The organism is Streptomyces axinellae (genome assembly GCF_039532135.1).
Lineage (GTDB): Bacteria > Actinomycetota > Actinomycetes > Streptomycetales > Streptomycetaceae > Streptomyces > Streptomyces axinellae.
Window position 1 is genome coordinate 1 of the sequence record NZ_BAAARJ010000032.1, and the last position, 24,322, is coordinate 24,322.

At 67.7% G+C, this 24,322-nt stretch carries 17 protein-coding genes and 1 pseudogene; 10 read left to right on the plus strand and 8 right to left on the minus strand.

Going from position 1 to position 24,322, the window contains the following annotated elements:
• Positions 1 to 178 (minus strand): transposase (locus ABD339_RS31335; RefSeq protein ID WP_344570605.1); only part of this gene is annotated, 178 nt, incomplete at its 3' end.
• Positions 179 to 275: 97 nt separating this feature from the next.
• Here ABD339_RS31335 and ABD339_RS33925 point away from each other — a divergent pair.
• From ABD339_RS33925 to ABD339_RS31350, 4 genes and pseudogenes are all read left to right on the plus strand, one after another.
• Positions 276 to 533, plus strand: a pseudogene (locus ABD339_RS33925) (ATP-dependent DNA ligase); the annotation flags it as partial.
• The gene (locus ABD339_RS31340) at positions 469 to 1,080 is read left to right on the plus strand and encodes an ATP-dependent DNA ligase (protein WP_344570559.1); all 612 of its coding nucleotides are present in this window, start codon (positions 469 to 471) and stop codon (positions 1,078 to 1,080) included. The pseudogene ABD339_RS33925 and the gene ABD339_RS31340, both read left to right, overlap by 65 nt.
• Positions 1,046 to 1,156: a transposase gene (locus ABD339_RS31345; RefSeq protein ID WP_344570560.1), complete on the plus strand. Its 111-nt coding sequence runs from the start codon at positions 1,046 to 1,048 to the stop codon at positions 1,154 to 1,156. The genes ABD339_RS31340 and ABD339_RS31345 overlap by 35 nt, the downstream gene beginning before the upstream one ends.
• A 32-nt stretch (positions 1,157 to 1,188) precedes the next feature.
• On the plus strand, positions 1,189 to 1,380 hold the full coding sequence (locus ABD339_RS31350) for a hypothetical protein (protein WP_344570561.1): 192 nt from the start codon (positions 1,189 to 1,191) through the stop codon (positions 1,378 to 1,380).
• Between the two features lie 24 nt (positions 1,381 to 1,404).
• On the opposite strand, the gene ABD339_RS31355 is transcribed toward ABD339_RS31350, so the two are convergent.
• From ABD339_RS31355 to ABD339_RS33930, 5 genes are all read right to left on the minus strand, one after another.
• Positions 1,405 to 2,976 (minus strand): IPT/TIG domain-containing protein, encoded by a 1,572-nt coding sequence (locus tag ABD339_RS31355; protein ID WP_344570562.1) that lies wholly within the window; start codon positions 2,974 to 2,976, stop codon positions 1,405 to 1,407.
• Between the two features lie 1,235 nt (positions 2,977 to 4,211).
• On the minus strand, positions 4,212 to 4,742 hold the full coding sequence (locus ABD339_RS31360) for an ATP-binding protein (protein WP_344570563.1): 531 nt from the start codon (positions 4,740 to 4,742) through the stop codon (positions 4,212 to 4,214).
• Between the two features lie 397 nt (positions 4,743 to 5,139).
• Positions 5,140 to 11,478 carry an SDR family NAD(P)-dependent oxidoreductase gene (locus ABD339_RS31365; RefSeq protein ID WP_344570564.1) on the minus strand — a complete coding sequence of 2,113 codons (6,339 nt, stop codon included), beginning with the start codon at positions 11,476 to 11,478 and terminating at the stop codon, positions 5,140 to 5,142.
• Between the two features lie 196 nt (positions 11,479 to 11,674).
• Entirely contained in the window at positions 11,675 to 13,006 is a 1,332-nt protein-coding gene (locus tag ABD339_RS31370) for a beta-ketoacyl synthase N-terminal-like domain-containing protein (RefSeq protein ID WP_344570565.1), read from the minus strand.
• 90 nt (positions 13,007 to 13,096) lie between these two features.
• Positions 13,097 to 13,435: a DUF5988 family protein gene (locus ABD339_RS33930; protein ID WP_425576157.1), complete on the minus strand. Its 339-nt coding sequence runs from the start codon at positions 13,433 to 13,435 to the stop codon at positions 13,097 to 13,099.
• 1,565 nt (positions 13,436 to 15,000) lie between these two features.
• Here ABD339_RS33930 and ABD339_RS31375 point away from each other — a divergent pair.
• Positions 15,001 to 15,342 (plus strand): Tn3 family transposase, encoded by a 342-nt coding sequence (locus ABD339_RS31375; protein WP_344570566.1) that lies wholly within the window; start codon positions 15,001 to 15,003, stop codon positions 15,340 to 15,342.
• A gap of 174 nt (positions 15,343 to 15,516) precedes the next feature.
• On the opposite strand, the gene ABD339_RS31380 is transcribed toward ABD339_RS31375, so the two are convergent.
• The gene (locus ABD339_RS31380; protein WP_344570567.1) at positions 15,517 to 16,146 is read right to left on the minus strand and encodes a TetR/AcrR family transcriptional regulator; all 630 of its coding nucleotides are present in this window, start codon (positions 16,144 to 16,146) and stop codon (positions 15,517 to 15,519) included.
• A gap of 61 nt (positions 16,147 to 16,207) precedes the next feature.
• On the opposite strand from ABD339_RS31380, the gene ABD339_RS31385 reads away from it, so the two are divergent.
• Together ABD339_RS31385 and ABD339_RS31390 are read left to right on the plus strand one after the other, a co-directional pair.
• Positions 16,208 to 17,080, plus strand: a complete 873-nt coding sequence (locus ABD339_RS31385) for a ketopantoate reductase family protein (protein WP_344570568.1) — start codon at positions 16,208 to 16,210, stop codon at positions 17,078 to 17,080.
• A gap of 325 nt (positions 17,081 to 17,405) precedes the next feature.
• On the plus strand, positions 17,406 to 17,825 hold the full coding sequence (locus ABD339_RS31390) for a solute carrier family 23 protein (RefSeq protein ID WP_425576155.1): 420 nt from the start codon (positions 17,406 to 17,408) through the stop codon (positions 17,823 to 17,825).
• A gap of 556 nt (positions 17,826 to 18,381) precedes the next feature.
• Here the strand turns inward: ABD339_RS31390 and ABD339_RS31395 are convergent.
• The gene (locus ABD339_RS31395) at positions 18,382 to 19,104 is read right to left on the minus strand and encodes a DJ-1/PfpI family protein (protein ID WP_344570569.1); all 723 of its coding nucleotides are present in this window, start codon (positions 19,102 to 19,104) and stop codon (positions 18,382 to 18,384) included.
• 88 nt (positions 19,105 to 19,192) lie between these two features.
• Here ABD339_RS31395 and ABD339_RS31400 point away from each other — a divergent pair, with 88 nt between their 5' ends.
• The 3 genes from ABD339_RS31400 (at position 19,193) to ABD339_RS31410 (ending at position 22,408) form a co-directional block, all read left to right on the plus strand.
• Positions 19,193 to 20,146: a GlxA family transcriptional regulator gene (locus ABD339_RS31400; RefSeq protein WP_344570570.1), complete on the plus strand. Its 954-nt coding sequence runs from the start codon at positions 19,193 to 19,195 to the stop codon at positions 20,144 to 20,146.
• Between the two features lie 278 nt (positions 20,147 to 20,424).
• Positions 20,425 to 21,297: a recombinase family protein gene (locus ABD339_RS31405; protein WP_425576158.1), complete on the plus strand. Its 873-nt coding sequence runs from the start codon at positions 20,425 to 20,427 to the stop codon at positions 21,295 to 21,297.
• 427 nt (positions 21,298 to 21,724) lie between these two features.
• Complete coding sequence (locus ABD339_RS31410) at positions 21,725 to 22,408, plus strand: GntR family transcriptional regulator (protein WP_344570571.1); 684 nt, start codon at positions 21,725 to 21,727, stop codon at positions 22,406 to 22,408.
• Positions 22,409 to 24,322 lie beyond the last annotated feature (1,914 nt).

The window sequence follows — 24,322 nt, forward strand, 5'->3', positions numbered from 1 at the left end:
CACCATCGGGCAGACGCTCAGCCATCGGCTGGACCGACTGACGCCGCCCTCCCAGCATCAAGCCCCGCAGATAGCACTCGCCCCAACGACGCTGACCTCTCCGGGGCAGCGAACCGAACACATCGGCGACAAACTGGGCCAACTCACCGCGGAGCCGCTCGACTTCCCCAAACCTCATGCCCCACGCGCGCCCACAAACAGGGAAGATCACCCAAGGTAACGAAGCACTACTAGGTGTGTTGCCGTTGGTGGTGCGCACTCCTCCGGTCGAGCCGATGCTCGCCCGCCCGGTCGAGCACCTGCCCCGCCGACCTGGTCTGTCCTACGAGGCGAAGTGGGACGGCTTCCGCGCCGTGTGCTTCGCCGTGCCCGGCCGCATCTACCTCCAGGCCCGGCGCGGCTCCGACCTGAGCAGCGCCTTTCCCGAAATCGCCCACGCGGCCGGAGAGCTGGCCGGGGTGGGGACGTGTGTGCTCGACGGCGAGCTGGTGGTCGCCGGGGAGGCGGGCCGGCTCGACTTCGAGCTGCTCGCCGCCCGCGCCCCGCCGGAGCGGACGGCGGGCCGCAGAGTCGGCCGCGCAGACGCCGGCGCACTTCGTGGCCTTCGATCTCCTCCAGCTCGGCGAGGAGGTGACGATGCAGTTGCCCTACCGTCGGCGGCGCGAGCTGCTGGAAGACCTGTTCGCCCGCCAGCAGCTCGCGGCGCCGTGGACGCTGTGTCCTGCCACCACCGACCCCGAACAGGCACAGGAGTGGCTGTCCCCGGAGTGGGCAGCGGTCGGCATCGAGGGCTGTCTGGCCAGGACGGGGCGCGGGTGGCGCGGTCACCGGCCCGATCACCTGCCGCACACCGTGCTGCTGGCCCGCTACGATCCAAGCGGCCGGATGCGCCTGGTCGCCCGCAGCACCCCGCTCTCCCGCCCCCTCCGCCGCGAGCACCGAGGCCCGCGAGCTGGAGAACGAGCTCCTCCAGCTCGTCCGCCAACAGGTCCCCGAAACATTAGAGTTGCTCGGCGTCGGCCCGATCAACGCAGCGCAGATCCTGGTGAGCTGGTCGCGCCCGGGTCGGTTCCGCTCTGAGGCCGCCTTCGCTTCCTTCGCCGGCATCGCCCCGGTCCCGGCCTCGTCGGGCCTGACCAACAAGCACTGGCTCTGAACCGGGGTGGCGACCGCCAGTTGAACCAAGCAATGCACGCCCTCACCCTGATCCGGATGCGGCTCGATCCTGCCACGAAGACGTGCATCGCCCGCCGCGTCGACGAGGGCGAGAGCCGCGGCGACGCCCAGCGATGCCTCCAGCGCAACATCTGCCGCCAGATCTTCTGGATCCTCGAACGAGGGAACCAGCCGAATGCGGACGAACTTCCTCAAGCGGCTTGACAGGACATGGCGGCCTCCGGGGAGTCAGGGTTCGATGACTCCGGCGTGGGCGCTGGACGGCGACAGGATTGCTGACGGGGTGGCGCCGCCGGCGAACTCGACGTCATAGCCGCCGTTGGCGAGGATGAGCGTCAGGATGAGCGTCTCGTTGAACCGGGCGACGCCTTGGACGTCGGTGGTGGCGATGCCGAGGAGGTTGCTGCCGATCTTGAAGGTGATGGTCTGGCCGGGCACGGGCAGGCCGGTGACCTGGTCGGTCAGCGTGGCGGTCAGGAACGGAAAATACACGTGCGGCGGGAACAGCTTCGCCAGCGCCGGGGTCGCGGTCAGCGAGGTGGCGTGGACGGGCAAAACGTAGGTGAAGCCGTTCACCAGACTGGCGCTGCCACCAGGGGTGGTGACGGTGACGGTCACAGGACCGGCCGCCGCCCCGGGCGGAGTGGTGGCGGTGATCTGCGTGCCGGTGGCGTTGACGCTCACCCCGGTGGCGGGGACGCCGCCGAAGTCGACACTGGCCCCGGTCAGGTTGGTGCCGGTGATCGTCACCACCGTGCCGCCCGCGATGGGCCCTTGGGCGGGGGTGATGCTGGTCAGCGTCGGGTCGAATTGGACGACGCTGACGTTGTTCCCATTGATGTTGCTGACGTAGACCTTGTTGTTGGGGGCGACCGCCACGGCGATCGGTCCGGCGCCGACAGGGATCGGGGCGCCGACGACGGTGTTGGTGGCGGTGTCGAACACCGTCACGGTGTTCGCCGCCCGGTTTGCTGTGTAGGCGATCCCGTCGGCGCCGACCGCGATGCCCCACGGCTGGTTGCCGACGGCGATCGGGGCGCCGACGACGGTGTTGCTGATGGTGTTGATCACCGTCACGCTGTTCGATCCGATGTTGGCGACGTAGGCGTTGCCGTTGGGGGCGATCGCCACGAAGTTCGGCTGGTTGCCGACGGGGATCGGGGCGCCGACGACGGTGTTGGTGGCGGTGTCGATCACCGTCACGGTGTTCGAGCCCCGGTTGGTGACGTAGGCGTTGCCGTTGGGGGCGACCGCGATCCCGACCGGCTGGGCGCCGACGGCGATCGGGCCGCCGATGACGGTGTTGGTGGTTGTGTCGATCACCGACACGGTGTTCGCGGCGAAGTTGGTGACGTAGACGCGTCCGCCGGGGACGACCGCCACCACGGCCGGCTGGTTGCCGACGGGGATCGGGGCGCCGATGACGGTGTTGGTGGTTGTGTCGATCACCGACACGGTGTTCGACCCGCTGTTGGGGACGTAGGCGTTGCCGTTGGGGGCGACCGTGAGCCAGACCGGCGTACCGCCGACGCCGATCGGGGCGCCGATGACGGTGTCCGTGGTGGGGTCGATCACCGACACGTTGGCCGACCCGGAGTTGGCGACATAGAGGTTGCCGTTGGGGGCGAACGCCAGCCCGACCGGGTTGTTGGCGACGGGGATCGACGTGACGGCCAGGAAGGTGCTCGCCGGGACTGCGGCCCGGCTGACCTCGCCCGCCACGGCGTGCGGCGGCACCTGGACGGGGAGGGATTCTGTCCCCAGCAGTTCCTGCCACGGCGACTGAACGGCGGTACTCATGTGGACCCCTTCGGAGGGGGCCGCCCTCGGCCCGGCCGGCTCCACTCGGGGACCAGCACAAGTCAAGGGATCCCCGCCCGGGCACCACAACCCCACAACCACAGAAACCACGTCACAAAAACGCAGCGGGCCACGTACCCCGAGAGGGATGGGCGGCCCGTTTGGTTCGGTACGGGGCTTTTCCCCTCGGTGCGGGGTACCGAAACTTCCCATTCGCGCCTTAACGCTGAGTAGTCTCTTTGTCAGCGTATGGAATGTTCCATACCGTCGCCGTCGCGCTATCCCCGGATCGCCGCACCGCCGAAATCACCCACGAGGCCGACACGCTCGCCGTGCCAGGCAAGCCGAGTGGCCCACCTCAAGCCTTGGAAGGGGTTCTCCAGCAGACGCATCGCTTTCTCGCCGCATCACTCTGGCAAGCGCGCGGTGTAGGCAGCGCGGAATTCCTGCGTGCTCGCAGAAATACAGCCCGGTACCGACCTCCGGGTCCCAAGCCGGAGCGCCTGCGATACCACCTCGGCCGAAGCCAGCATTCGCGCCATCCGGTGTTTGTCGACGACTGCTGCGAAATTTTCTGGAATCAGCCGCTGATCCACCACCCCAGCGACAGCGTTAAGGGGGTAAGTGCCTCCGAACGTCTGCAGCCTGGACCACCCCAGAGATCGGGCAGCCACGCGCATCGCGGAGCGAATCAGGGCCACTCCGCCAAGGTTCTTGGCTTCGTCGACGTCCAGCCGCACCTCGTACCATCCGCCGAACCCGCCCCCGTCCGGCGGACAGGACCTTTCCAGTAATGGCGGGAGGATAGTAACGAGGAGCTTATGGTGAGGATCTCGCGTGTACAACGGAATGCACCGACCTTGGATAGATTACTAGGAGAAACACACTGCCTTTTCCGAATTCGTCACCCTCGCAAGCAGTACTCCTTAAGCGTGCAGCGCGGCGGAGGTATGTTGCACGAGATACCAACAACACTTACGTCAACTGGATCTCAGGCCGTGAAGCCGTCGACCGGGCCCGGTGACCCCCATGGACGCACAACCAGCGACGCCTATGAGGCTCCGCGTTCTCAAGAGGCACTCATGAGGAGAAGGGTGAGCTGCCCGGGGCAGGGGGTGGGAACCGGCTGAGGACTCTCCGGAGAGGAACGGACTCCTGTGACTCCGGGAGCGCCGTCCCCGCTTGACCCCGTCGATGCGTCCGGATGCAGGCTCGTTGTGGTGCTTCTGTCCGTGCTATGCGGCCGGGGTCTCCTCCTCTTGGTTGTCCGAGTAGGGGATCGCTGCCCAGACCGTGCAGTTGTTGTCGGCGGGGGCCAGACTGAAGCCCCATCCACAGACGACTTCCGCCACAAGGGCAAGTCCCCGGCCGTTGTCGAGGGCTGTATCTGGGGGTTTCAGGCGCGGAACGGAAGGCGTCCCTCCCTGGTCCTGTACCTCCACCCACACGTTTGTGCGGTCTTTATGGAGGCGGCTGGTGATGACCATGCTGCTTGTATGTTCGACGGCGTTGGTCACGAGTTCCGAGACCGCCAGTTGCACCGCGAAGCGTGCACCGTCGTCAGAGATTCCCTGGGAGTCCAGCCACAATCGGGCGAGGTGCCGAACGACGGGGACCGAACGCTTGATTGCCGGCACGGCGATCGTCGCGGTTGGTCCACTGAGCTGCAGGCTCCTGGCTATTGCGAGGCTGGGGGTACCACGCCAGTCGCTGATCTCCCGCGGGGTGAATGAGATGGTCGGTTTCGGTGCGACGGCCAGATTCACGGAGGATGCTCACTTTCTGTGGTGGTAGACCAGAACGGTTTCGCTTCCGCTCTGTGGTCCGGGGATGGACGGCATTGGCGACGACTGCGGGAGGCAAGGGCGCCAGGGGGCAGCGCCCGGGCGAGGCAGATGCGGCTGAAATAGTGCTGAAAACGCCGCAGTAACCCTGCTAGGGGCACCTGCGCGCGGAGTGCGCCAGGTGCGACGAGAGCGTGGTCAGGCGGCCCGGTCACTTGCGCTGGGCTGGGCTCGTGGCCGCCGGGGCGCGGGCCGACAGCAAGGTGCCTTGGCCTGGAGGTTCCGGCTGTTCACCCGCCAGCCATGGGCAGAGCTGTCCGGGGGCGATGCGGGTCGCTGGACCTGGACATTGCCTGTGATCGTGGTGGGCCGCGGTCTGTTACGAGTCCAGGCCCATCCGCTCGGCCAGGCCATCGGCCAGCGCTGAGAGGGTTGGGTGCTGCCATACGAAGTTGGTTGCGAGTTTTACTCCTAGCTCGGTCTCCAGGCGCACGCGCAACTCCATGGAGAGCAGGGAGTCGAACCCCAGGGCTTTGAAGGGCGTCTGCGGATCAAGGGCACTGCTGCCCAGGCGCAGGACCGCGCGGACCTGGTCGGCCAGATAGGTCTCCAGCATTGTGCGACGCGGGAGGCCGGGTTCAGCGTTCTGGAGGCGAGTGGTGATGCCGGCGTCGGACGAGTGGGATTGCTGCTCGCCTTCATCTCGCGGCGAGACGAGGCTGAAGAAGGAGGACTGGCGTACGGCGGGCAGCACCCAGCTGTCGGGCTCACCGGGAACAACGCCGGTGTATACGCGGCCGTGGGCCAGGAGGGTGCCGAGGACCTTCAGCCCCTGATCTGTGGGGATGGTGTGGTAGCCGCGGTCGGCGAAATCGGTGGCGACGCCGGTCTCTCCCCACGGTCCCCAGTTGACCGAGAGGGTGGGCAAGCCATGGCCGGCGCGCCAGACCGCGAAGGCATCGAGCCAGGAGTTGGCCGCCGCGTACGCCCCCTGGCCCGGGTTGCCCAGCAGTGAGGCCATGGACGAGAAGACCACGAACCAGTCCGGGGGCGAATCCGCTGTGGCGTTGTGCAGGTGCCAGGCCCCGTCGGTTTTGGGCGCCCAGACGCGTTGGAGCTGCTCTTCTTCGATGTTGAGGACAGCCGCGTCGTCGAGAACCATGGCGCAGTGCACGATGCCGCGCAGGCGGGTGCCGTTCTGTGTCGCGGCGGCGACCAGACTTTCGGCGGTCTCCGCTTTGCAGATGTCACCCAGAACGACTCGGACTTCGGTTCCCTGAGCGACGATTTCACCGATCGTCTGTGTCGCTTCGGGGGTGGGCGGTGTGCGGCCGTTGAGGACGAGGTGCCCGGCTCCCTGCTCAGCCAGCCAGCGGGCGGTGGCCAGGCCGAGTCCGCGCAGCCCGCCGGTGATCACGTACGCCCCGTCCGGGTACACAGTGCGCTGCTCGGTCGGCAGCACGGCTGTGGCGTCGCCATGCTCGGGGACGGTCAGGACGAGTTTGCCGATGTGCTCGGCGCCCGCCATCTTGCGGAATGTGTCGGTGGCCTCTTCAAGGGGGGAGGTGGAGCAGTGGAACGGCTTCAGGCGGCCTGCGGCAAACTCCTCCATCACCTCTCTCAGGACAGTCGTGAAGTCGTCCGGGCGCTGCTGCTGGAGCCCGATGAGGTCGACGGTGCTCATCGTGATGTTGTGCCGGAACGGAGCCAGACCGATCGGGGCGTCGGAGAGGATGTCCCGCATGCCCAGTTCGACGAAGCGGCCGAATGGGCGCAGGGCTTCCAAGCCTGCCCGGATGGCTGCTCCGGACAGCGAGTTGAGGACCACGTCGACGCCCTGGCCGTCAGTGGCTGCGAGGGTCTGCTCGGTGAAGTCCAGCGAGCGGGAGTCCATCACTGCCTCGATGCCCATGCCGTGCAGATGGCGGCGTTTCTCTTCGCTGCCTGCGGTGGCGAGCACCTGTGCTCCCAGCCGCCGTGCCACGGCGATAGCTGCCAGTCCGGTGCCGCCGCTGGCTGAATGGATGAGAACTCGTTCGCCCTCCGCAAGCCGGGCCACGTGGCGCAGGGCGTACCAGGCGGTGAGGAAGGCCACGGGCAGTCCTGCGGCCTGATGCGGCTGCAGACCTGGTGGCACGGGCGCGGCTACGGCTGCCGGTACGGTGACAAAGGAGGCGAATGCGCCGCCTTTCAGCGTGGCGGCAAGGACCTGGTCCCCGACGTGCAGGTGTTCAACCCCAGGGCCGACTGCGGTTACTCGGCCGGCACCCTCGTAGCCGATCCGGTAGCGCACATCATCGTTCCCCGGCAGCAGGCCCATGGTGGTGAGGACGTCGCGGAAGTTAACGCCAGCGGCCTGCACCTGTAGTTCGACCTCACCGGGCCCTGGTTCGTGGCGGTCGGCCACGGTGAGCTCCAGGCTTCCCAGGTCGCCGAGGCGTGCGATCCGGAGGCGGAAGCCGTCCTCACCGTAGCGGACGGTGCGGGAGACGGCGGGTGAGCGTTCCGCTTGACCGGGCGGAGCGTAGTCGAGGCGGGCGACCAGCCGCGTGGTTCCGCGCAGCGCGACTTCGTCCTCCGGCGCGTCCGACAGCAGCTCGCGAGCGATCCGGGACGGGTCCGGTGCTCCTGGTCCGACGTGATCGTCCAGCAGGACGGTCCGCAGCTCCGGGTGCTCCATTGTCAGGACACGTACGAGTCCTCGCAGAGCGCCCTGTTCGAGATTCACGGTATCGGTGGGGGTGGCTTTGCATGCCTGGTGCGTGATGACGTACAGGCGCGGTGGCTCGGGCCGGGTCGCGAGGGCCTGGGCGATGTGCAGCAGTCGCCGGGTGCGTTTGAGTGCCTCGTGCTGGGGCTCGGTGGCGCCCGTCGCCGAGGGGCTGCAGAGCATCGCCACGGCATGGCGGGGAGCGGGGTCGGCAGCCAGGCGTTGGTCCAGCGATGCGCCCAGCGGCTCCAGTCGGCTGTCCCCCAGCGGGACCTCCCATACTTCCGTTCGGGCGCCGGCCGTTCGCAGGGCGGTCGCGAGGTCTTCAGCGGTCTCGTCCCCCTCTCCGATGATCAGCCAGCCCCCCGGCGGGGGCGACGGGGTGTCGGTGGAGCTTGGGACGGGGTGCCAGGTGGGCTCGAGCAGCCACCGGTCGGACTCTTCTTGTTGCTGTGTGGTGCGGCGGGAGAATTGCACACCGTCCAGGGCCAGGACGGGTACTCCGACCTCGTCCAGCAGCCGGGCGTGGCCGACGATGCGGTCGGGGGTCGCTTCGGAGATCCGGCTATGGCAGTACACCGCGGTCGCCGGGTCGCCGAGGATTCGAGCCGAGCGGATCTGGACCGGCAGGACCAGTCCCCTGTCCGCTTCCTCGATCAGTCCGGCCACCACCATCTGCAGGCACAGGTCAACCAGGACGGGGTCGATCTGCAGTTCGCCGGCCCCCATGCGTGCGGGTGACGGCGCGGCGATGCGGGCCCAGAAGCTGGTGCGGCCGTGGGCGGTGTGCAGCTCATCGATGCCGGTAAAGGCCGGCCCGTGTTCCAGCCCTCTGCTGCGCAGTCCGGCATACAGGGATTCCGGGTCGAGTTCAACGGGGTGCCGGAGCGCGAGTGAGGTGACGGAGACAGGTTTTGGCCGGCCGGGCAGGATGAGCGGGCGCAGCACGGCGCTGGCGTGTTGGTTCCACTGTCCGCCTGGGCTGCGTCCGAACATGTCGTATTCGGCGCGGTCGGGAGCGGCCATGGTGGCGGTGGTGGCCAAGTCGGTGTGTTCGCTGAGCCGAAGCGTGTCGTGAAAAGCGAGATCGGTGACCTGGACCTGGTCAGCTGCCATGCCGAAGGCCTCGCAGGCAGCGTTCAGCGCGACGGCGTATGACAGGGCGCCGGGCATGACCGGGGTGTCGAACACCCGGTGGTCGCTCAACCAGGGGAGTGACGCGGTACCGCAGTCGCCCTGCCAGGAGTGGCGTACCGGATCGCCGGGCACTTCTCGGTGCTGGCCGAGCAGGGCGGGGCCGGGGACGGCTTCGTTGTCCTGGGTCGCCGACCCGCCCTGTGCCGCTTGGACCCAGTGGTGTTGGCGGTCGAAGGTCATCAGGGGGACATCGGCCAGGTCGGCGCCTGTGTGCAAGGGGCTCCAGTCCACGCTGACACCTGCGCAGTGCAGGGCCACCAGCTGGGTACGGAAGGTGAGGTCCTCCTCCTCGTCCCGCCGCAGGGTCGGCAGCACCACCGGGTCGTTGACGAGGGGCGCGAGGTTCTGGCTGAGAGCGTAGGTGACGACGGGGTGCGGAGAGATTTCCGTGTACACCAGGTTGCGGTCGGCGGCGGCCGCCGCCGTCGCGGAGCTGAACCGGACTGGCTGGCGCAGATTGGCGCACCAGTAGTCGGCGTCGAAAGCAGGGGTCTCCCGCGGATCCTGAAGCACGGTGGAGTAGAACGGGACCTGCGGGTTTCGTGGTGTCAGGTCGGCGAGGAGATCGCGGAGCTCCGGGAGGAGCGGGTCGACGTGCGAGCAGTGGGAGGCGACGTCCACTGCGACCGGCATTGCCGACACTCCTTGCTGTTTCCAGGCGGCCGTCAACTCCGCCACATGTGCGGCGTCGCCGGCCACCACGGTGGAGTCGTGTGCGGCCAGGACGGCCACCGACACGTCTTCACCGCCCTGGGCGGTGATGTCGGCCTGTACCTGTGTGGGATCGAGGCCGACTGTGGCCATGGCGCCCTGACCGGCGATGCGGGTCAGCAGATGGGAGCGGCGGCAGATGACGCGGACGCCGTCCTCGATCGTCAGCGCGCCGGCGACAACGGCGGCGGCGACCTCTCCCATGGAGTGGCCGATGACTCCGGCGGGCTCGATCCCGTAGGAACGCCAGGTTGCGGCCAAAGAGACCTGTAGGGCGAAAAGGGTGGGCTGGACCTGGCTGCACCCGCTTACCGGTTGTTTGGCGCGTACCAGCCGGAGGACGGAGAAGCCGGCTTCTTCAGCGATCAGGGGGTCGACCTCGGCCAAGGTGGCGGCAAAAACCGGTTCCCGTTCCAGGAGGGTGCTGCCCATACCTGGCCATTGGGAGCCCTGGCCGGAGAACACCCACACCGGTCGGCGCGATACCGATGCACCGACCTCGCCGGAGACTGCTGCCGGGTGCGCTTGGCCGACTGCGAAGGCCCGTAGCGCCTGCGTGACGTCTGTCCGCGTCCGGCCGACGACTCCGAGGCGTCCGCGGCCGGCGTTGCGGCGCAGGGACAGGGTGTGGCAGACGTCCTGAAGCGGCACCGCGGCGCCGTCGCCCTCCAGCCAATCGGCGAGACGCCGGGCGGCGGTGGGCAGCACATTCCGTGAGCCTGCTGGGACGAGGAGCACTGAGGGTCCTGCGGTGTCGCCTTGTCCCAAGGCGGCAGGGCTCCGGCGTCGGCTGGGCGAAGCCTGCTGCAGGATCACGTGAGCGTTGGTGCCGGAGAAACCGAAGGAGGACACAGCCGCCAGCCGGGTGTTGGTGTCGACCGGCCAGTGGGCCAGCTCGGTGGGAACAAAGAGCCGGGTGCTGGTCGCGTCGATCGCCTGGTTCCACCGGTCGAAGTGCAAGTTGGGCGGGACCTGTCCGTACCGCAGGCAAAGAACGGCTTTGATCAGACCGGTGACCCCGGCCGCGGGCTCCAGGTGTCCGATATTCGTCTTGACCGATCCGAGAGCGCAACGCCCCTTTCCTGCTCCGTAGACCTCGGCCAGGCTGGCGAATTCGACGGGGTCCCCGACCGGCGTACCCGTGCCGTGGGTCTCGACGAGGCCGACGTCGCCGGGGTCGACGGCGGCGCGGTGAAGGGCCAGACGGAGCAGGTCGCGCTGGGCAGCGGGGGAAGGTGCGGCGATCCCATCGGACCGCCCGTCCTGGTTGACCGCGGAGCCACGGACGATGGCCAGCACCCGGTCGTTGTCCCGTACAGCGTCGCTCAGGCGTTTGAGGACCACGGCGCCGCAGCCCTCGCCCCGCACGAAACCGTCCGCCGCGGCGTCAAAGGTGTGGCAGCGGCCGGTGGGGGAGAGCATGCCCATCCGGATGAAGGACTCGCTGGTCCTGGGCTGAAGCATCAAAGTGACCCCACCGGCGAGGGCCAGGTCGCACTCGCCTTGCTGGAGTGACTGGCAAGCCAGATGAACGGCTACCAGTGAGGACGAGCATGCCGTGTCGAGCGCCAGGCACGGGCCACGCAGCCCGAGGAGATAGGAGATCCGGCCGGCCGCCACACAGTGGCCGTTGGTGAGGATGGAACCCTCGAGTTCCTGAGGGTGGCCCGCGAGGCCGTCCATGTAGTCGTTGTAGCTGAGCCCGACGAAGACTCCGGTCGCGGATTCAGCAAGTTGCTCGTTCGGCACTCCGGCGTGTTCCAGTGCCTCCCAGGCCACTTCTAGGAGCAGCCGGTGCTGGGGGTCCAGAACATCGGCCTCCCGGCCCGATACGCCGAAAAAGTCGGCGTCGAAGCCCGAGACGTCCTTGAGGTAGCCGCCGGCCAGGGGCGGGCCGTTCGCTTCGTTACTGGAAGCAGAAGCGCTGTGCCCCAGCAGCATCTGGCGTTCCACCGAGGGTTCGCCGACCGCGTCGCGCCCCTCGGTGAGCAGTTGCCACAAGGCCGCGGGGGAGTCGACGTCGCCCGGCAGGCGGCAGCCCATGCCGATCACAGCGATCGGCCCCGTTTCCTTACCAAGTGTGTGCGCGTCGCGAGCCATCGGATTCCTCTTGTCTGCGGGTGGGAGGCACCAGTCAGGGCGGGCGGTCCGTACTGCTGCGGGGACGGGCGAACACAGGGGCGTTTCGTGTGGTGCGGGCCGCAGCAAGAGCGGCCCGGCCCGGACAGGCCTGGGGGTGTTCGAGACAGGACGTGGCTGGCGGTCGGTCATCTCGCCTGTGCTACGCCGGAGGTGTTCAGGAGGCTTCGGGGCTTCCCAGGAGAATCGCGCTCTTCACGCCGCCGACCTGGTAGTTGAAGCTGAAGGCGTAGTCGAAGTCCAAGGGGCGGGTCCGCGTCCCCGGGACAGGGTCGAACGGCACGTTCTCGGCCGGCTGCTCGCAGTTGGTTGTGGGACATACCTCAGCTGTCTGCATCATCAGCAGGGTCAGGGCTACGCCGAGACATCCGGCCGGGGCCCCGTTGTGGCCGAAGCAGCCTTCTTGCGAGGTCATCAAGAGGTCCTGGACATGGGCTGGCCCGTACAGTTCGGTGACGGCATTCGCCTCGAACGCGGTGACCACGACATTGCCGTCGCTGCCGCCATGCACATAGGGCACCTGATCGATCTGCCACCGGTCTTCAAGACAGCGTCGGACGGCGGTCACCAATTGGCTTCCGGTGTCATCGCACGCGAGAGGATTGGCCAGCCCATCGCGGGTGGTGGCCTGGGCAAGTACTTGGCCATAGGAATGGCCGCCTCGCCTGTCGGCGCTTTCGCGGCTTTCCATGACGACGGTCGCGGAGCCTTCACCGTGGTTGATGCAGTCGGCGCGCCGGTCGTAAGGCCGCATGAGGGCGTCGAAGGACGGAAGGAGCGACGGCATTCCGTCTGAGCGGATGGCGTCGTAGGAGCTTTGCGCGCCGCGCAGAAGGCGCTGGATGTTCCGGATCAGCTGGACGTTGAAGATGTCGACGCCGGTCACCACGGCGATGTCCACCTGTCCTGCGGCGATCATCTGCCGGGCGATGCCGATCTGCACGGCAGAAGATGCACATCCGCAGGAAACCGTGAAGCACGGGCCGCTGGACCGAGTCAGGGCGCCTTGGACAAGGGCGACGTCGGAGGGGGATACGGCCTGTTCGGCAGCGACGAACAACTCCATGGCGTCCATCGGGGAGATGGTTTGGGCGTCGGCGCGGAGAATGGACAGGTAGCTGTCGACATTGGCATCGACTCCTCCGCGGCCGACGAGCAGCGCTGCGTTGGTGAGCCCGCCGGCCTGGATGTCCAAACCGGCATCACTGCAGGCTTCCGCCATCGACACCAGCCCGAATCTGTGCGCATTCGTATAGTGGTTGGAGAAGAACGGCGGGACATCGGGTACACGGTCGTTGAACATCTGGTCGGTCAGCTGGACTGATCCGTAGTAGACATCGTCATGTGCGATACAGGAGACGCCCTGGGACGCGACGCTCCACAGGTCGTGGGGGGTGAAGACGGGACGGGTCGGTCCAGGCAGGCAGAAACCCATGCCGGTGACCACGGCGTCTCGAGGATGCGGACCACGGTTGGCCGTGCGGTTCATGAGATACCTGCGTATTCCGTCACATTCGGGTTCGTCCTTGCCATCAGAACATCCCTCTCTTTCATCCGTCCTGGGTTCCGGAATGGTTTACTACTCGGCGATGAACGTGCGGTAACACCATTGGTATACGGGGAGGAGCTCCCCGTCGAACTCTTCGAAATCGCCCGTTCTTTCAAAGTGTTCGTAACCGTTTCCGCACGTCACCTTTACATGCGGAATTTCATCTCCGTATGAGATTTTCCTGATCCTGGCAATGCCGTCCGGGCCACCTTTGAGAATGACCCGTACACACGTGTCCATGAATCCTCCCGCTGTTCCCGGAAAATCTCGGAACAGGCAGCCGATCATTACGGTCCCCCATGCGCCCCGGCCGGGGTGGGGCGACCTCAGGCAGGCGCGGCAGCGGGTAAGCCGAGGCCCGAAGACCATCTGCACCAAGGGCCGTGGCCTGTGCGGTGGGGAGCTCGTTGCCCACCGAGAGGTGGGAGGTTCGCTGCACGCAGGAAGTGGGGAGAGCTCACCGGGCCCTGACGGGGCATCTGTCGGCGGTGAAGCGGGTGCGCGCCGCAGGATGCCCTCGTCAGAACTGCCCCGGGCCGGGCCCGGGGCAGTTGCCCTTGACCGAGCGGCACAGATGCCAGCGACGGCGGACGCCGGTAAGGCCTACGCCGGAACCTGTCAGGGCTGCGATGCGCACGAGGCGGCCTCCAGCGCGCAGAAGAGAGGCCGTCGCGCAGGCACAGGCGCGAAACCGCTCGATCCACATACCCGAGCACGCTTCTGAAATCCGGCCCCTCCGCAGCGACAGATGCCGGGATCCGCTGCGGGCTGGGCCCGGATGGGTTGAAGAGGCCGGACGGCTGGGCCGGCAGGACCGGTCTTCACGCAACGGTTCTTCGCAAGTTGTGCTTGCGGTGCATTCGCTCGGCCACTCGCCGAGTTCTCGGCGGGAGCGATCAGACGCACGGCCCGAGCGGAACAGGGCCAAGGCGGGCCCGGAGCGGGCGGTCAACAGACCGAACACTGCACCCAGTCTGCCGCTTACATGCCAGGCACCCGCAAAGGTGGTAAGAGCACTCATGGCGCCCCCAAAGCTGGAGTGAGAGGGGGGTCGCCACCCCGGCCGATGCCAGCTAGAGCATCGGCCGGGGGGTCCAAATCCTCGCCCGGGGGCGCCCATTATGACAATCTCTCGCCGTCAACCACAATTCGGAAATCGGGGTCGACATAATAAGAGGCTGCCACTCCCCCGGAGAGGATGGGCAACCCACCGGTTGGACGTCTACAACTATCGACGATATAAAATAAACCAACAAGCCCACCAGAGTGAATTCACTCAAATGGACCAAGCATCGACAGGGTGGAGCGTTGACCCAAATCGAGGGGTTTCCGGCTGGTATGTATAGGAATCGGCCCCTTCGTCAGGTTAGTTTCATGTCCCTGCTGTTGTGGGCGTCAGTATCCGAAACACGTGAGAGGTAGCCCGCCCGCATTGGATTCATCTCGGAATCCTCCTCCCTGGGCCTGCGGGCTCGGACCCACAAGTTCCCCGACCCGGGGCCGGGTACATGCGAAGTCGGCCAACGCGCGACAGACCGAGGACGTCCGCATCATCGAGTACCTGATAGGGAGTATTCCACCTGCTCCTGTGTGACATCGAGATCAGGCTTCGGACCTGGCGGGACGGGCTGCCACGGCCTGATCACCGGGGTGGCGGCCCGGGACCAACGTCGGTCCGCGAGGCGTCTGCTGCTTAGCGGAAGCTCTGGCACCACCGGGTTGCGACGCCCCCCATCAAGTTGCCCCAGGCACTACACCTTGCCTTCTGGGCAGAGTGCCGGTGTGCAGCAGGTTCGTGCGCGTCAGTCACACTGCACGGACCCAACCAGGGGCAGCTGGCGTACCCCTGACTTTGAGGCCTGGCCTGGTCGCTTCAGACAGGTCCTGACAGCGCACGCCCGGATGCATGGAGCCTCCAAGGCGTCTTTACCCGGGTGATCAGCCACTCAGAAGCTTCTACGACAAGCCCCGGTCCGTCGGACAAGGAACGCGCCGAGACCTCGATGCTCGCGCTCCACCTTCTCCAGTCCAGCTTGGTCCACATCAACACCCTGCTGCTTCAGCGCGTTCTTGCCGAACCGGTGTGGGCGAAGAAGCTCTCGGACGAGGACCGGCGCGGGCTGACCGCGCTCTTCTGGTCGAACATCAACCCGTACGGCACGTTCCGGCTGGAGATGGACAAGCGGCTCGATTTCGCCCTGCCCACCGTGCCCCATCCCCGGACACCGGCCGGCGCCGCCGGCCAACCAGCAACGGAGTCCCGCCATGCCCGCTGAACAGTGCGGACGCTGGATCAGCGCCGCCGACACCGGCGCCTTCGTCAAGGACGGCTCTCCGGCCGCGGCGCTTGTCCTCGCGTTCGCCCTGCACGCGATCAACGAGGTATCCAAGGGCGTCGAGCCGGGCCCCGCCGCTGCGCCGGCGGTGAGTGAGCCGCCCCAGGCTTATCGTCAGGCCCGGGTCGGTGGCGCGCTCATTGCTGCCGTCAGGAACGTGATCGCCCAGTGCCGGGCCTCCTCGCCTTCCGTCGCCGTCGGGCAGGCAGGGGAGGGCGGGTTGTAGACCTCGACGCGGTCCACGGCCGTCACGGCGAGGATCCCCCGCATCCGGAACAACAGCTCCTGTGGGGCAAGGCCGGGCAGTGCGCGCGCGAAAGCCGCCAGGTAGCGCTCGCCGACCGTGTCCTCATCCGGGCCGGTCCAGTTGCGCGCCTCCTCGGCCGGGTCGCTGAGGATCGTCACGATCAGCCGGGACGTCCGGGCTCCGCTCTCATCGCCGGCGGGCATCCCGTCGAAGAGCGGCCCTGCGAATGCTTCCACCAGTTCGGCGACCGGCGGGTCCGGAGTCCGGGCGAGCAGTTTGTCGAGCCCGGCGCTCTGGGCGACGGTGATGGGCTCGGTCACGCGGCGGGCGACCGCGGCCAGGAGTTCCGCCTTCGAGCCGAAGTGATAGCCGACGGCGGCCAGGTTCGCTCCGGCAAGGTCGGTGATCGCGCGGACCGAGGTGCCGCGGTAGCCGTGCTCGGCGAAGAGGCGTTCGGCCGCGTCGAGGATCTTGGTCCGGGTATCGGATAGCGCCATGTGCCGTACTATACAGACGTTCGATTAAAACGAACGTTTAACTCATGTGGGAGAGGTTGTCATGAAACTGCTCGTCTACGGCGCCGGGGTCTGCGGCAGCCTGTTCGCCGCCCGCTTGCATGAGGCCGGGCTCGACGTCTCGCTCCTCGCCCGGGGCGAGCGTCTGGCCTCCCTGCGCCGGCACGGCGTGCAGCTCGCCGAGGAAGACAGCCCTGCCGTCAGGCGGGTACCCGTACCGGTGGTCGAGCACCCGGCCGGCGGGTACGGCCTGACCGCCGTCCTCGTCCGCACCCATCAAGTTGACGCGGTGCTGGAGTCACTCGCCGGCCTCGAAGGCGACGTGCTGTTCCTGCACAACTGGGCGGGCGGCGCGGAGCCGCTGGGCGCGGCGATCGGCCACGAGCGAGTACTGCTCGGCTTCCCGGCACTGGGCGGCACGATGGACGGCGACGTAGTCCGCTACCGCGCGACCAACTTCATGACCAGCCGGGTCCCAATGCCGATCGGCGAACCCGACGGCCGAACCACCCCGCGCCTGGAACGGGTCGTCCGGGAGTTCCGCACCGCCGGGATCAAAGCCAAGGCCGAGCCGCGGATGGATGCCTGGCTCAAGACACACGCCGCGTTCGAGGTACCCCTCGGGCAGGCGGTGTACGCGGCGGGCGGCCCGGTAGCGCTGGCCGACGATCCCGACGCGGTCCGCGGCATGCTCCACCTCATGCGGCAGAACCTCGCCGCCCTGCCGACCCCGCCGGCCCCCCGAGCGTTCGCCGCACTGCAGACCCTGCCGGAAGGGCTGCTCGTGGCCCTGCTGCGGCGCTTCCTGCGCAGCCCGACGGCCGTACACAGCGGGCTCAGCGACGTCTCCCCTGCGACGGCGGCCGAACTAGGGCGGCTGGCAGAACAGATGCGTGCCCATGCGAAGGCCCGGTAGGCCATCGGCGGCAGTGGCTCCTCGGCCGCATCGCAGCTGAGTGCGCAGCCGGGATCTCCCTCCGGACCTTCGGCACCCTCCGCCTGGTGGCTTCGACAGCGTGAACTGGCCCCGTCTGTCAGCTGGGGTTCTAGAGGTGGTTGCAACACCTGACCCTGCGAGGGTGTTGCGATGGCCAAGCCGCGGCAGTGTGTTTTGGCCCCACCCTCGCGTCGCGGTGTGTGGTTCAGGGCACGGCTGTGGCTGCTGGGGGTATCCATTGGCGGGAGGTGTCCGTGATCGTCACCGTCTTCGCGCAGAACGTCGGCCTGGTGGCCTGGTCGGCATGACCAGGGTCCGCAGCCGCTACGTCGCCGGCGGCATCCTCGTCCTGCTCGGCCTCATCCCCAAGCTCGGCGACGTCGTCGCCTCCCTGCCCGGACCGGTCGTCGGCGGCGCCGGCCTGGTGGCGTTCGCCACCGTCACCGCGGTCGGCATCAACACCCTGCGCAAGGTCGAGTTCGACGGCACCAACAACCTGCTCATCGTCGCCGTCTCCATCGGGATCGGCATGCTCCCCGTCGTCGCCCCGACGATCTACCACACCTTCCCCACCCGGGTGCAGATCATCGGCGGCAGCGCCATCACCAGCGCCACCATCGCCGCCTTCCTGCTCAACCTCCTGTTCAACCACACCCCCGGCCTCAACAAGGCGAAGACCGCCCCCGCCGAAGCAGCACCCGCCGAACCCGCCGCCACGTCCTGACCCCGCCACCCCGGCACTTCCCCACGGGCTCCGGGGGCGCGCATCCGCGCTGCCGGAGCCCCTCGCCGTCTGGCGGGTCCCGGCTCTCCACCGGGACCTGGTACTGGGGCGCTTCGCCGAGCTGACTGCGGCGCGGCTGGAACGCTCCCGCAGGTACACCTGAGGCTTCAGGGACGGCCTGCAGGGAGGTCACACTGCTGCTGGGGGTTGGGCAAGTCGCAGCCGGCGAACACCGGCGTGTGGGCGCCGAGTTCGGTGAGCAGTTCCTCCAAGCAGGTGCGGGAGAAGGCGCCCCGGCGCGGCTTGAACACCGCCCAGTCGGCGGGGCCAAGCCGCTGCGGCCATCCGGCCAGCAGCACATCCGGGTCGAGCCCGGGCGGCGCTTGCGGGGACGATCTCGGGGGGCGAGTTCGCTGCCCGGTGTGCCCGGCGCGGCGATCCGCACACCCGGCTCCAGCAGCCGCCGGCCGACCAGGTCGGCGTTGCCGCCGCCGCACGGCCCGAGCCTCGATCATCACTACGGTGCGGCTCGTGTCGGCAATGGGACACCGGGCCGTCAAGGGGACACGCTCTGGGCCCCGCCGGCCGTAGTGAGGCGGGCGAGTAGCTCTGGCTGGTCTGCCAGGCCTTTCTCGGCCATCGACTTGATCGAGGACTCCATGGACGCGCGGTCCACGCGATCCCAGTCGATCGGGCCGAGCGGCGGCTGCGGGTCGTACTCGATGGCGGCCTGAATCATCCGGGCAGCATCCTCGCCCACCAGTTCGGCGGCCAAGTGCAGGGCCATGTCGATGCCCGCCGCCACTCCGGCGGCCGTGAGCACGTGCCCGTCCGCGACCCAGCGCCGGGACACGGGTGTCGCGCCGAAGGCGCGGAGCATCGGCATGGCAGCCCAGTGGGTGACCGCCTCGCGGCCCTCGAGCAGACCGGCGGACCCGAGGATCAGCGAGCCGGTGCAGACCGAAGCCACCACCTTGGCGCTGCGGGCCGCCTGCCGGACGTAGCCGGTCAGCTGTTCGTCCGCGAGGGCGGCGAAGGTCGGGGCACCGCCGCCCGGGACGATCAGGCCGTACGGGGCGGGCACCTGCTCGAAGGTGTGGGAGGCGGTCACGGACACCGAGCTGTCCGTCGGCAGCGGCTCCCGGGCCGCTGCCACCGTGACGGCCTCGAAGCCGAGTCCGAATTCCTGCAAGGCGCTGATGACCTGGAGCGGCCCGACGAAGTCGAGGGCGGTCAGGCCGGGGTAGAGCACGAACGCGATGGTCCTGGTCGCTGTCATGCCTCCAGCTTTGTCGGGGTGAGCGGCCGTCGGGCGGACCGTGTCTGGAATCCTGTGATCCCTGTCTTTCGGACACCAGGAGTCGCTGATGCGCCGCGTGGTCGTGATCGGGTACCCGGATACCGAGCTGCTCGACATCTCCTGCCCGGCAGGCGTGTTCGACGCGGCCACGCGCTGTGGCGCGGAACCTGGATACCGGGTCGAGCTGGTCTCGCTCGGTGGCCTGCCGGTGCGGACGAGCTGCGGCCTGACACTCGCCGCCGGCGCCCTGGAGCGGGTCGGCGGCCGATTGGACAGCGTGGTGGTGGCGGGCGGGCCGGGGCACGAGGCCGCTGCCGAGGACGCCCGGCTGCTCGTCCACCTGCGCCGCCTGGCCGGGCTCAGCCGTCGGGTGGTCTCGGTGTGCACAGGCGCCACCCTGCTGGCCGCGGCCGGCCTGCTGGACCGGCGTCAGGCGACCACGCACTGGATGTGGGCGGCGGAACTGGCCGGCCGGTACCCGGCCGTCACCGTGGACCCCGCGTCACTGTTCGTCTCTGATGGCAACGTCCATACCTCGGCGGGCGTCACCAGCGCGATCGACCTCTCGCTCGCCCTGGTGGAGCAGGACCACGGCTCGGCGCTGGCCCGCCAGGTGGCCCGGTCGCTGGTCGCGTACCTGCAGCGGCCAGGCAACCAGGCGCAGGTGAGCATGCACCTGGCGGCGCCGCCGCCCGAGCACCGGCTGATTCGAGAGGTCTGCGAACACATCACCGCCCACCTGGACGCCGACCTCGACGCTGCCACCCTGGCGCGAATCGCCGGGGTGAGCCCCCGCCATCTCACCCGGCTGTTCGCCGCGGAGCTTGGCACCACGCCCGCCCGGCACGTGCGCGCCGTGCGCGCCGAAGCCGCCGCCCATCAGCTGGCGGCCACCGGCCTGCCTCTCTCCACCATCGCCCGACAGTGCGGGCTGCGAACGACCGAGACGCTGCGGCAGGCCTTCGCCGATCTGTTCGCAACCACGCCGTCGGCGTACCGGCGGGCGGCCCGGCACGGCTGAAGCCTGCTGCGCAAGGCCATGAGTCAGCACACGGATGAGCGGCCGGCTGGCTTCGACAGCGTGAACTGGCCCCCCTCTGTCAGCTTGGCCATCGCAACACCCCGCAGGGTCAGGTGGTGCAACCACCTCTAGAACCCAAGGATCCGATGACGGTTGACGACAGGGTTAGATGACAGACGAGGTCCGATGCGCCGACAGGAGCGGGGAAGAGCGTAGCCAATCTCGTCTACAAGCGGGTATCGACCGACCAGCAGTCGACCGCCCGTCAGAACCTCGTCCTGGCCGAGGCCAACATCGAGGACCCGATCGTCTTCGAGGAAGAGGCCGGCACCTCCAGCCGCCTCCACCCGCTTCAGCGGCCGAAGTTCGGCGAGCTGCTGAAGTACGCGCGGCCGGGCGACACCGTGCACATCTCCGAGATGTTCCGCCTCGTGCGCGGCAACCAGCACATCCTCCACGTGCTCGACGTCCTGCACCGCGACCGCCTCGCCCTGCGCATCCACGACGGCGCGTTCTCCGCCATGGACCTCACCGCCCGCCACCCGCGCACCGGCGAGCTGCTGTCCACCGTGAAGTTCACGGTGCAGACCCTCGCCGCCGCCGGCGAACTCCAGCGCGACCTCCAACGCGAGCTGACCTACGACGGGCTGCGAGCCGCCGAGGCCAAGGGCAGCAAGGGCGGACGGCGCCCGGCCATCACCGCGGCGAAGACCGACGCCGTGCGCACCGCGTACCTGGAAGGCCGCTCGATCGCCGCCCTCGCTCGCCAGCACGGCGTCAGCCGCGGCGCCATCCGCACGGCCGTCGCCGACCTCATGCCCGAGCACGCCACCCTCGACCCGGAGGACGCCCCGGCCCCGGAGCTGCCGGTCGTCTTGACCGTGCCATTGGGCACACCCCGCACACCCTCTCTCCAAAGCAGGTGTCGAACACGACGCTGGCCGGGGTCACGCGGTTCTCTCAGATTGCGCTGTTCACCCATCCGTGTGGGCCCGCGCCGACCAAGCGTGAGTCGCGGCACCGTCACCACGCGATGCATCTGCCTCCCCTCTCCCTGCGAAAGGAGCGGGGACCCCGGCTGTTTCTTGACCACCTCGATCGGTCTTCCCGCCGGGGAATACCGGCCGCTTCCAACGCTGCAGCCGCGATGAGCCAGCGAAAGAGCGATCCAGGGGGTTTGTGGGGAGGCCCTACGGACAGACCAGGGCGTGAACACCTTTGCGAAATCGCGTCACTCGGCGCTCAAGGCACATCTGGGACGCACGTTCCGGGTAATTGGACCAGGGAGCCCTGCGAGGAGATGTATAGCCCCGCCACTCTACACTCCTGCCACCCGCTTCGTGGCAATAGACGGCCGCATGGTGCAGTAATCCCGCTGAACGGCTTAACCGCCGTGCGATGATTTGAAGTCATGGCCGTCGGACACACCGCCCGTAGGGCGGACAGTTTTTGAGCCGCCACACGTGTACCACCGGTTCTCCGGGTGTGCGCGCCCTTGTCTCCGGAGCGACACCTCGCTCAGGAGACAAGGGCATTCCTGTACGTCGAGGAGGAGCGAGGAGTGCTGTGCCTAGGGAAATGACGGCCTACCGGCGTGTCGCCGACGCGCTGAGAGGACAGATCAAGGGCGGCACCCTCAAGCCTGGTGACCGTATCCCCAGCCTATCGGAGTTGCAGGAGCAATTTGGCGTTTCTGACACTGTGATCCTGGAGGCGCGCAAGATCCTTGCGGCCGAGGGGCTGCTCCAGGCGCGTACAGGCGACGGCACCTATGTGCGGGAGCGGCCGGAGCCGAAGCGGTTGCTGCGCAACGAGACCTTTCCCGTGGGGGCGCCGTTCCGGCTCGAGGAGGGCGAGGCGACGCTTTTACCGGAAGTGGTGGAAGAGATGGGGACGGTGGCGGTGTCGGGTGCGGTAGCGCGACAGCTGGGCATCGTGCCTGGTAAGGAGGTGTTGCGGCTGCGGCAGGTGTTCCGCCACGACGAGCACCCGGCACAGCTGGTGACCACATACGTAGTCAAAGCCGCCGACGTCACGGCGGATGCGCCGTGGTGGGAGGACGAGCTGTCGGTCCGGCCGGCAGACGATGCTGAGGGGCGGTCGCTGCACGGTGTCGCCGGGCATCCGGCCACTGTGGTGACACGCACCGAATTCGCTGAGAGCGGTCAGGCTCTACGGGTGGTGGTGACTGTGATGCTGGCTGAGCGGTTCACGGTCATCTACCGGCGCCAACCGGAGTCCGCACGCGCCGAACAGGCATAGCCCCATGTGACGGACCCTTTTCCCAGCGCCCTCTTCCGAGGCCCTCGGGCTCTCCGGACGCGAGTTGCCGGGAGGCTCACTGGCACCGGTCTTCCGCTCGCGACCCCCGGGAGAGTGCCTGCGCCCGCGGGGAGACGGTTGACGCAACAGGGCCATAGATGTACCGCCGTAATCTGCCAGCTGAGCCTGGATACGGATTGGCGGGCAGGAAGAAGCCGCTCGTGCACTGTGGTCGCCCAATTGCACTGCGGATGTATTCAGAGCTCGCGTCCCATGAGGGCTGGACAAAGCGGGGTCGCCACGATCGGGCTTCATCGTCTGTTGCACCAGCCGCGACGAAAGCGCTCTGTCCGTTCAGGGCTTGACGTGGGGGCATGGCGGAGGTGCATATCGGCGCGCTGGGTTGCCAAGAGCGCGGAACACGAGCGTCTCATAATGAGGTGTGCTGGTCGGGCGTGACCACTACGACGATCTCCGCCGTTCGTGGGGCCCGAAGGGGGAACGGATCATGGATCGCGGACGGCGAAGTGTGGGCACTCAACGAGCCGTTGCCCCTGTCCTGCCAGCAGAAGGAAGAGGTCCCGAAGCTGGTGGGTGACCGGCAGTCTCCCAGGGGGTTTTGTCGGTGCTCTCCAGCGACAACAGCTTGCAACTACTCCTACTGGAAACGGGGATTCGGTTCTGGACAGACCTGCTGGCGTCGGCTTGGGCGGTGGCACGAGGGGCCGGTGTCCTCGCGAAGCAGCACCTCAACCTGTTCTCCGAACTGCACACGTACGCACTGGACCGGCCCCAGGACTTCCTGGATATCTCCCCCACCCGTGCGTGAGGCTGAGCGAGGCTACTGCCCGGCACCGGCCGACCGGGGAAACAGGTGATCAACCCCGCCTGATCCACGTTGGGGAAGACCCCGTTCAAGGACCGCAGCCGCCGTGTCCAGTGTCAACGACGTCACGCGAACCCTGGCCAGGGTCGACAGCCATGTCGTCTTGGTAAGTACCAGCGATGCCTTGTGCCTCGGCGCGGTTCACGCCCGGCCGCCGACGGGTCTTGTCGTGTTACAAGCTCCAAGCCGAGCGAGCGGTTCAGCTGATGCAATTCAGATAGAAGGTCGCACAGTGACACGACGGAGTGAAGATGGTCGCTGGATCGGTTCCCTGCTCTCCGGAGAGGTAGGCTCAGCCCTGGCCACAATTGGGGGTCATGGACTTCACGGATATTCATATCCGAAATAGCTACCGGCCCCTGTTTCCGGGGGACAGGGGCCAGCGCCGAGGCGCGGTAAGTGTGATCCGTAGTACCTGCACGTCCCTTGCATGGCACTGGAGGCTTCACTTGGGTAGCGCGCGAGCACACCCGCCCCCGGCAGGGTTGTTCATGTCTTCGGCAGCTTCTCCCCCGCTGCATTCAGACCGACATCGGTCGCCTCTACAGGGAGTGGAAGGCCAGCATGTCAAGGGGCGCATACATGACAGGATTTCCACCGCGGAAGTGATTGCACAGCGGTCACGACATCCTCCGCAGGCCGAGTACCGAAACTGAGTGTTTCGCCGAGACCCTCGGCTGCGCGGCAGCCTGCTGCGGCTGGGTCAGCAGGGAGAGTTCGACGCTTAACCGACTTGACTTGCCAGGGCCCTTTGGCCCGGTCACTACTCGAATCGGTCCAGTGGGACTTCATAGCTCTTGCCGGGGGAAGAGACGCTGTTCTTCGCCGCACACCTGCAAGTTCAAGGGGTCCAGAAGGCTGCCGCCTTCGGCTACTTCTTTCTTTGCGTGAGAAGCTGATGAGTAGATTCTTCGGCTTCTCATTCTGCTGTCTTCCGGAGAGGTCGACGAGTCCACCATGCAGCATAGTGCTGTCCTTCGCCAGGTCAACGTGCCTTGGGCGAGGAATGTTGAGCCATCCAGCACCCC

What these genes read in the sequence shown, in the direction of transcription:
- ABD339_RS31350 (WP_344570561.1), top strand. Translation starts at nt 1,189, where the DNA reads ATGCACGCCCTCACCCTGATCCGGATGCGGCTCGATCCTGCCACGAAG.
- ABD339_RS31355 (WP_344570562.1), bottom strand. Translation starts at nt 2,976, where the DNA reads ATGAGTACCGCCGTTCAGTCGCCGTGGCAGGAACTGCTGGGGACAGAA.
- ABD339_RS31365 (WP_344570564.1), bottom strand. Translation starts at nt 11,478, where the DNA reads ATGGCTCGCGACGCGCACACACTTGGTAAGGAAACGGGGCCGATCGCT.
- ABD339_RS31370 (WP_344570565.1), bottom strand. Translation starts at nt 13,006, where the DNA reads ATGAACCGCACGGCCAACCGTGGTCCGCATCCTCGAGACGCCGTGGTC.
- ABD339_RS33930 (WP_425576157.1), bottom strand. Translation starts at nt 13,435, where the DNA reads ATGGTCTTCGGGCCTCGGCTTACCCGCTGCCGCGCCTGCCTGAGGTCG.
- ABD339_RS31380 (WP_344570567.1), bottom strand. Translation starts at nt 16,146, where the DNA reads ATGGCGCTATCCGATACCCGGACCAAGATCCTCGACGCGGCCGAACGC.
- ABD339_RS31385 (WP_344570568.1), top strand. Translation starts at nt 16,208, where the DNA reads ATGAAACTGCTCGTCTACGGCGCCGGGGTCTGCGGCAGCCTGTTCGCC.
- ABD339_RS31390 (WP_425576155.1), top strand. Translation starts at nt 17,406, where the DNA reads ATGACCAGGGTCCGCAGCCGCTACGTCGCCGGCGGCATCCTCGTCCTG.
- ABD339_RS31395 (WP_344570569.1), bottom strand. Translation starts at nt 19,104, where the DNA reads ATGACAGCGACCAGGACCATCGCGTTCGTGCTCTACCCCGGCCTGACC.
- ABD339_RS31400 (WP_344570570.1), top strand. Translation starts at nt 19,193, where the DNA reads ATGCGCCGCGTGGTCGTGATCGGGTACCCGGATACCGAGCTGCTCGAC.
- ABD339_RS31410 (WP_344570571.1), top strand. Translation starts at nt 21,725, where the DNA reads ATGACGGCCTACCGGCGTGTCGCCGACGCGCTGAGAGGACAGATCAAG.